Genomic DNA, 8,091 nt, shown 5'->3' with positions numbered 1-8,091 from the left:
AGCCGCCCATGCCCCGCCTCCCCACCTCCCTTGACCCCGCCTCCCCCGAGTACACCGCCCGCCGCACCGCCATGCTCGACAAGATCGCCGCGCTCGACGCCGAGCACGCGAAGGCGCTCGCGGGCGGCGGCGAGTCCGCCGCCGAGCGGCACCGGCGGCGCGGCAAGCTTCTCGCGCGGGAGCGGGTGGAGCTGCTGCTGGACCCCGACACCCCGTTTCTGGAGCTGTCCCCCCTCGCCGCCTGGGGCAGCGACTACCCGGTGGGCGCCTCGATGGTCACCGGCGTCGGAGTCGTCTCCGGCGTCGAGTGCGTGATCACGGCCAACGACCCGACCGTGCGCGGCGGCGCCTCCAACCCCTGGACGCTCAAGAAGGCCCTGCGCGCCCATGAGATCGCCCGCGCCAACCGGCTGCCCTGCATCTCGCTCGTGGAGTCCGGCGGCGCCGATCTCCCCTCCCAGAAGGACGTTTTCATCCCCGGCGGCGCGCTCTTCCGCGATCTCACCCGGCTCTCCGCCGCCGGAATCCCGACCGTCGCCGTGGTCTTCGGCAACTCCACGGCGGGCGGGGCCTATGTCCCCGGGATGTCCGACCACACCATCATGGTCAAAGAGCGCTCCAAGGTCTTCCTCGGCGGCCCGCCGCTGGTGCGGATGGCCACCGGCGAGGAGAGCGACGACGAGTCCCTCGGCGGAGCCGAGATGCACGCCCGGACCTCCGGACTCGCCGACTGCCTCGCGCTCGACGAACCGGACGCGCTGCGGCACGCCCGCCGTGTGATCGCCCGGCTCAACTGGCGCAAGGCGCACCCCGATCCGCCCCCGGCCCAGCCGCCGGAGCACCCGGTCGGCGAACTGCTCGGGATCGTGCCCGAGGACCTCAAGACCCCCTTCGACCCCCGCGAGGTCATCGCCCGCATCGTCGACGCCTCGGACTTCGACGAGTTCAAGCCCCTCTACGGGGCGAGCCTGGTGACCGGCTGGGCCGCCCTGCACGGATATCCGGTCGGCGTCCTCGCCAACGCCCAGGGGGTGTTGTTCAGCGCCGAGTCGCAGAAGGCGGCCCAGTTCATCCAGCTCGCCAATCAGCGCGATCTGCCGCTGATTTTTCTCCACAACACCACCGGCTATATGGTCGGCAGCCGTTACGAACAGGGTGGCATCATCAAGCACGGCGCGATGATGATCAACGCGGTGGCCAACTCGACGGTGCCGCATCTGTCCGTCCTGATGGGCGCGTCCTACGGCGCGGGCCACTACGGCATGTGCGGCCGTGCCTACGACCCCCGCTTCCTCTTCGCCTGGCCCAGCGCCCGATCCGCCGTCATGGGATCGCAGCCGCTCGCGGGCGTGCTCTCGATCGTCGCCCGCGCGTCGGCGGCGGCGAAGGGGCGGCCCTACGACGAGGAGGCAGACGCCGGACTGCGCGCCATGGTGGAGGCGCAGATCGACGCGGAGTCGCTCCCGGCGTTTCTCTCCGGACGGCTGTACGACGACGGGGTGATCGACCCCCGTGACACCCGTACGGTCCTCGGGCTCTGTCTGTCCGCGATCCACACCGCCCCGGTCGAAGGCGCACGCGGCGGCTTCGGCGTGTTCCGGATGTAGCTGTAGATGTAGAGGAGTACGGACGCTGTGATCGCAACCCTCCTGGTCGCCAACCGGGGCGAGATCGCCTGCCGGATCATGCGCACCTGCCGGGAACTGGGCATCGCCACGGTGGGGGTGTGCTCGGACCCGGACGCCTCGGCACTGCATGTACGGGAGGCGGACACGGCCGTACGCCTGCCGGGCGCGTCCCCCGCCGACACCTATCTGCGCGGCGAGCTGATCGTGAAGGCCGCGCTCACGGCGGGCGCGGACGCCGTGCACCCCGGCTACGGCTTCCTCTCCGAGAACGCCGGCTTCGCACGGGCGGTGACGGACGCGGGACTGGTGTGGGTGGGCCCGCCGCCCGCCGCGATCGAGGCGCTGGCGTCCAAGACCCGGGCGAAGGAGCTGATGGGCCTCGCCCCTCTGACCCGGGTGACCGAGGCCGACCTCCCGGTGCTGGTGAAGGCGGCGGCGGGCGGCGGCGGCCGGGGGATGCGGATCGTGCGCACGCTCGACGCCCTGGAGGGGGAGCTCGCGGCGGCCCGCGCCGAGGCGGCGGCGGCCTTCGGCGACGGCGAGGTGTTCATCGAGCCGTATGTCGAGGGCGGCCGGCATATCGAGGTCCAGCTGCTGGCCGACGCGCACGGCACGGTACGGACGCTCGGCACCCGCGACTGCTCCCTCCAGCGCCGCCATCAGAAGGTGATCGAGGAGTGCCCGGCGCCCGGACTCGACCCGGAGCTCGCAGAGTCGCTGTACGCGTCGTCGGCGGCGCTGGCCCGCGCGGTGGGGTACACGGGCGTGGGCACGGCCGAGTTCCTGCTCGCCCCCTCGGGCCGGGCGCACTTCCTGGAGATGAACACCCGCCTCCAGGTGGAGCATCCGGTGACCGAGGCGGTCTTCGGCGTCGATCTGGTGGCCGCCCAGATCCGGATCGCGGAGGGCGAGCCGCTGCCCGCCGAACCGCCCGCCCCCCGGGGCCACGCGGTGGAGGCCAGGCTGTACGCGGAGGACCCGGCCCGCGGCTGGACCCCGCAGTCGGGCGTACTGCACCGGCTCCGGGTGCCGACCGGCCCCGGGGTGCGACTGGAGCGCGGATACGCCGACGGCGACATGGTCGGCGTCCACTACGACGCCCTGCTCGCGAAGGTCATCGCCTGGGCCCCCACCCGCGCCGAGGCGCTGCGCCGGCTGGCCGGGACGCTGGAGGCGTCCCGGGTCCACGGCCCGGCGACCGGCCTCGGGCTGCTCATACGCTCCCTGCGGCACCCGGAGTTCGCCGAGGCCCGCATGGACACCGGCTTCTACGACCGCCGTCTGCCGGAGCTGACCGCCGCCGCCCCCGATCCGTACGCCCCGCTGGCCGCCGCCCTCGCCGACGCGCACGGCCGCTCCCGCTTCGGCGGCTGGCGCAATCTCCCTTCCCAGCCGCAGCTCAAGCGCTACCGCTCCGAGGCGGACGGCGTGGAGCACGAGGTGCGCTACCGGTATACGCGCGACGGTCTCGAAGCCGACGGCGTACGGGTGGTGAGCGCCGGCCCGGACCTGGTCGTCCTCGAAGCGGCCGGGGTGCTGCGGACGTACGACATCGCGGTCCACGGCGAGCGGGTGTACGCCGGGAACACCGCCCTGACCGCCCTGCCCCGCCTCCCCGGCCCGCCCGCGCCGGAGCAAGCCCCGGGCTCGCTGCTCGCGCCCATGCCGGGCACCGTCATACGGCTCGGCGAAGGCGTCGCCGAGGGGGCGAGGGTCGAGCAGGGGCAGCCCCTGCTCTGGCTGGAGGCGATGAAGATGGAGCACCGTGTCACCGCCCCGGCCGCCGGGACCCTCACCGCGCTCCACGCCGCCCCCGGGAGCCAGGTCGAGGCGGGCGGCCTGCTCGCGGTCGTACAGGAAGACGTACAGGAAGACGTACAGGAACAGGAAGACGCATCGGCACAGCGCGACCACCACACCACGACGCCCCCTCGGGAGAACCCATGAGCATCGAGAGCCAGGAGCACCGAGCCCTCCGCGCCGCGGTCGCCGCCTTCGGCCGCGGGCACGGCCGGGACCACGACCACGAGGCGCTGTGGAGCGAAGCCGCGCGGCTCGGCTATCTCGGGGTCAGCCTGCCCGAGGAGTACGGCGGCGGGGGCGGCGGCATCACGGAGCTCTCCATCGTCCTGGAGGAGCTGGGCACGGCGGGCTGCCCGCTGCTCATGCTGGTCGTCTCGCCCGCCATCTGCGGAACCGTCATCGCCCGCTTCGGCACCGAGGAGCAGCGGCGTGCCTGGCTCCCGGGCCTGGCCGACGGCAGCCGCACGATGGCCTTCGGCATCACCGAGCCGGACGCCGGGTCCAACTCGCACCGCATCACCACCATCGCCCGCCGGACGGCCGACGGCTGGACCCTGACCGGCCGCAAGGTCTTCGTCTCCGGCGTCGACATCGCCGACGCGACGCTCATCGTCGGCCGCACCGAGGACGCCCGCTCCGGGCGGCTCAAGCCCTGTCTCTTCATCGTCCCCCGGGACGCCGAGGGGTTCTCCCGCTCACAGATCGACATGGAGCTCCAGGCCCATGAGAAACAGTTCGAACTGGTCCTGGACGAGGTCCGGCTGCCCGCCGACTCGCTCGTCGGCGACGAGGACGCGGGCCTGCTCCAGCTCTTCGCGGGACTCAACCCCGAGCGGATCATGACGGCGGCCTTCGCCATCGGCATGGGCCGCTACGCGCTGGGCCGGGCGGTCTCCTACGCGAAGGAACGCCAGGTCTGGCAGACCCCGATCGGAGCCCACCAGGCCATCGCCCACCCCCTCGCCCAGGCCCATGTCGAACTGGAGCTGGCCGCGTTGATGATGCGGAAGGCGGCCGAGCTCTACGACGCCGGAGACGACGCCGGAGCGGGCGAGGCGTCGAACATGGCGAAGTACGCGGCGGGTGAGGCGTGTGTGAAGGCCGTGGACCAGGCGGTGCATACGCTCGGCGGCAATGGTCTCACCCGGGAGTACGGTCTCGCCTCGCTGATCACCCTCTCCCGGGTGGCCCGGATCGCGCCGGTCAGTCGGGAGATGATCCTCAACTACATATCCCATCAGTCCCTGGGACTCCCCAAGTCCTACTGACAGCGGCGATTCTGTCCGTCCCGGCCGTCCACAGAACGAGGGGCTCCGATGGTTCACCAAGAGCACCATCAGCACCACGGTCATGTCTTCCGCAGCCAGTATCCCGAGGTCGATCCGCTCGCCGAGCCCATCCACGACGCGGTGCTGGGCCGCGCCGCCGAGTACGGCGACGCCATCGCCCTGATCGACGGAGTCAACGGAACCACCGTCGACTACGCGCAGCTCGACCGCTCCCACCGCCGGATCGCCGCCGCCCTCGCCGAGGCAGGGCTGCGCAAGGGCGATGTGCTGGCCCTGCACAGCCCCAACACGGTGGCGTACCCGAGCGTCTTCTACGGGGCGACCCGCGCCGGGGCCACCGTCACCACCGTGCACCCGCTCGCCACGGCGGAGGAGTTCGCCCGGCAGCTCCGGGACTGCGGGGCCCGCTGGATCGTCACCGTATCCCCGCTGCTCGAAGCCGCCCGCCGGGCGGCCGAACTGGCCCCCGGCGTCCGGGAGATCTTCGTCTGCGACCGGGCGGACGGGCATCTGAGCGTGCTCGACATGCTCGGCTCCACCGCGCCCGAGCCGGACATCGCCATCGACCCGTCGAACGACGTCGCGGTTCTGCCGTACTCCTCCGGCACCACCGGAGTGCCCAAGGGCGTGATGCTCACCCACCGCTCGATCGGCACCAATCTCGTACAGCTCCAGCCGGTGCTGGCGATGAAGCCGGGCGACCGCATCCTCGCCGTACTCCCGTTCTTCCACATCTACGGCCTGACGGCGCTGATGAACGCGCCGCTGCGGAACGGCGCGACCGTGGTCGTGCTCTCCCGATTCGAGCTCGGCACCTTTCTCGGGGCGATCGAGAAGCACCGCATCACCGGTCTCTACATCGCCCCGCCGATCGTGCTGGCCCTGGCCAAGCACCCGGCGGTGGCACGGTACGACCTCTCCTCGCTGGAGTACCTGATCTGCTCTGCGGCCCCGCTGGACGCCGAGCTGGCGCGGGCCTGTTCGGCACGGCTGGGGCTGCCGCCGATCGCCCAGGCGTACGGCATGACGGAGCTCTCGCCCGCCACCCACGCCGTGCCGCTGCGGGAGACGGCCCCGCCGCCGGGCACGGTCGGCAGACTGCTGCCCTCCACCGAGCTGCGGCTGGTGTCCCTGGACGATCCGGCGCAGTCCGTGGGGCCGGGCGAGAAGGGCGAGATGGCCATTCGCGGGCCGCAGGTGATGAAGGGCTATCTCGGCAGACCCGAGGCCACCGCCGAGATGATCGACGCCGATGGCTGGCTGCGCACCGGGGACGTGGGCCGGGTGGACGAGGACGGCTGGCTGTACGTCGTCGACCGGGTCAAGGAGCTGATCAAGTACAAGGGCTTCCAGGTCGCGCCCGCCGAACTGGAGGCGCTGCTGCTGACCCATGAGTCCATCGCGGACGCGGCGGTGATCGGGGTGTACGACGAGGACGGCACGGAGCTCCCCAAGGCGTATGTCGTACGGCAGCCGGGGGCCGAGGCGCTCACCGGCGACGAGGTGATGGCGTTCGTCGCCGCCCGGGTCGCCCCGTACAAGAAGATCCGCCGGGTCTCCTTCATCGCGGGGGTGCCGCGCGCCGCCTCGGGAAAGATCCTCAGACGGGAGCTGAGAGAGCGGGAGGCGGGGGAGCGGGGGAGCGCCGTATGACCGAGACGGTCGCCGCCGGGTTCGAGCGGGGCGTCGCGACCCTCGCGCTCGACTCGCCCGGCGGCCGTAACGCGCTGTCGGCGCGGCTGGTGGACGAGCTGGCGCGCGAGCTGGACCGGTGCGGGCGGGACGACTCCGTACGGGCGGTGGTCCTCACCCACACCGGCCCGGTCTTCAGCGCGGGAGCGGACCTCAAGGCCCCGCCGAATCCGTACACCTTCGTGGCGCTGCTGCGGAAGATCCTCGAACTGCCGAAGCCGGTGGTGGCCCGGGTGACGGGCCCGGCACGGGCCGGAGGTCTTGGACTGCTGGGGGCCTGCGATCTGGCGGCGGCCTCCTCGGCGGCGGACTTCGCCTTCACGGAGGTACGGATCGGGGTCGCCCCCGCGGTGATCTCCCTGCCGCTGCTGCCCAGGCTGGAGCCGCGGGCCGCCGGGCGGTACTACCTCACCGGGGAGACGTTCGACGCGGCGGAGGCGGCCCGTATCGGGCTGCTCACCCTCGCCGCCGATGATGTGGACACCGCGCTCGCGCCGATTGTCGCCGGACTGCGCAAGGCGTCCCCGCGAGGGCTGGCGGCGGCCAAGCGGCTGGTGACGGCTAGGGTGCTGGATGCCTTCGACCGGGACGCGGAGGATCTGGTGCGGTGCTCGGCGTCCCTGTTCGCGTCGGCGGAGGCGCGCGAGGGCATCTCGGCCTTTCTGGAACGACGGGAACCCGCATGGGAGCTGTAGCGGCCACGCCCAAGCAGGACCGCAGCCGGGCGACCCGGCGACGGCTGCTGGAGGCCGCCGTGGCCTGCCTGGCCGAGGTCGGCTGGGCGGGCTCGACGGTCTCGGTGGTCGCCGAACGGGCGGGCGTCTCCCGGGGCGCGGCCCAGCACCACTTCCCCACCAGGGAAGACCTGTTCACGGCGGCCGTCGAGTACGTCGCCGAGCAGCGTTCGACCGCCCTGCGCGGGCTGCCGGGGCGGGACCGGGCGGCGGTGGTGGCCGCGCTGGTCGACCTCTACACCGGCCCGGTCTTCCGTGCGGCGCTCCAACTCTGGGTCGCCGCCGCCCACGAACCCCAACTGCACGCCCGGGTCGTCGAGCTGGAGGCCAGGGTGGGCCGGGAGACCCACCGTATGGCGATCCGGCTGCTGGCGGTGGACGAGTCGGCCCCGGGCGTCCGCGAGACCGTCCAGGGCTTCCTGGACATGGCGAGGGGCCTGGGCCTGGCCAACCTGCTGACGGACGACCGCGCCCGGCGCGAACGGGTGGTGCACCAGTGGACGACCTTGCTGGAGACGGCCCTGCCCGGCCCTTGACCACGACACCTGTCGGGGGCCAGCCCCCGAACCCCCGCGCCTCAATCTCCCCCAGACTCCGTCCGGGGGGACCCCCAGGGGCTGGATTTTGCGCCCCCGCTCGCCGCCGGCGGAGCTGGATCTTGTGTGCGAGCCACCCTGCCCGGCGCGGGCTCTCGTCGGGGGCCAGCCCCCGAACCCCCGCGCCTCAAACGCCGGCGAGGCTGGATTTTGGCTCCCCTCGCCTCAATCGCCCCGACCGCCACGGGGCTGGGTTTGCCGGGGGGCGGAGTGTGCGGGGTCCCGGGGTGCGGGGTCCGTCCTCAAACTCCCCCAGACTCCGTCCGGGGGGACCCCCAAGGGGCTGGGTTTGCCGGGGTTGCCCAGCACCCGGGATAGGCGGCGGTCGGGTCTCACGGGAGGGGTCCGT

At 72.7% G+C, this 8,091-nt stretch carries 6 protein-coding genes; all 6 read left to right on the top strand.

Annotated elements, in window-relative coordinates:
- Positions 1-8 precede the first annotated feature (8 nt).
- Genes FF041_RS25335 through FF041_RS25310 form a run of 6 tightly spaced genes read left to right on the top strand, consistent with a single transcriptional unit; the run spans position 9 to position 7,682 of the window.
- Entirely contained in the window at positions 9-1,607 is a 1,599-nt protein-coding gene (locus FF041_RS25335; protein WP_153524944.1) for an acyl-CoA carboxylase subunit beta, read from the top strand.
- A 27-nt stretch (positions 1,608-1,634) separates the two neighbouring features.
- Entirely contained in the window at positions 1,635-3,575 is a 1,941-nt protein-coding gene (locus FF041_RS25330; RefSeq protein ID WP_323392673.1) for an ATP-binding protein, read from the top strand.
- Positions 3,572-4,699 (top strand): acyl-CoA dehydrogenase family protein, encoded by a 1,128-nt coding sequence (locus FF041_RS25325; protein WP_153524943.1) that lies wholly within the window; start codon positions 3,572-3,574, stop codon positions 4,697-4,699. The genes FF041_RS25330 and FF041_RS25325 overlap by 4 nt, the downstream gene beginning before the upstream one ends.
- Before the next feature lie 48 nt (positions 4,700-4,747).
- The gene (locus tag FF041_RS25320; RefSeq protein ID WP_153524942.1) at positions 4,748-6,373 is read left to right on the top strand and encodes a 4-coumarate--CoA ligase family protein; all 1,626 of its coding nucleotides are present in this window, start codon (positions 4,748-4,750) and stop codon (positions 6,371-6,373) included.
- Positions 6,370-7,107, top strand: coding sequence for an enoyl-CoA hydratase family protein (locus FF041_RS25315; RefSeq protein WP_153524941.1), 738 nt, complete (start codon positions 6,370-6,372; stop codon positions 7,105-7,107). The genes FF041_RS25320 and FF041_RS25315 overlap by 4 nt, the downstream gene beginning before the upstream one ends.
- Entirely contained in the window at positions 7,095-7,682 is a 588-nt protein-coding gene (locus tag FF041_RS25310; RefSeq protein WP_153524940.1) for a TetR/AcrR family transcriptional regulator, read from the top strand. Before FF041_RS25315 ends, FF041_RS25310 begins: the two co-directional genes overlap by 13 nt.
- Positions 7,683-8,091 lie beyond the last annotated feature (409 nt).

The organism is Streptomyces jumonjinensis (assembly GCF_009600885.1).
Taxonomy (GTDB): domain Bacteria; phylum Actinomycetota; class Actinomycetes; order Streptomycetales; family Streptomycetaceae; genus Streptomyces; species Streptomyces jumonjinensis.
The sequence above is the reverse complement of the archived record's forward strand: the minus strand, read 5'-3'. Positions and strand labels throughout refer to the sequence as shown.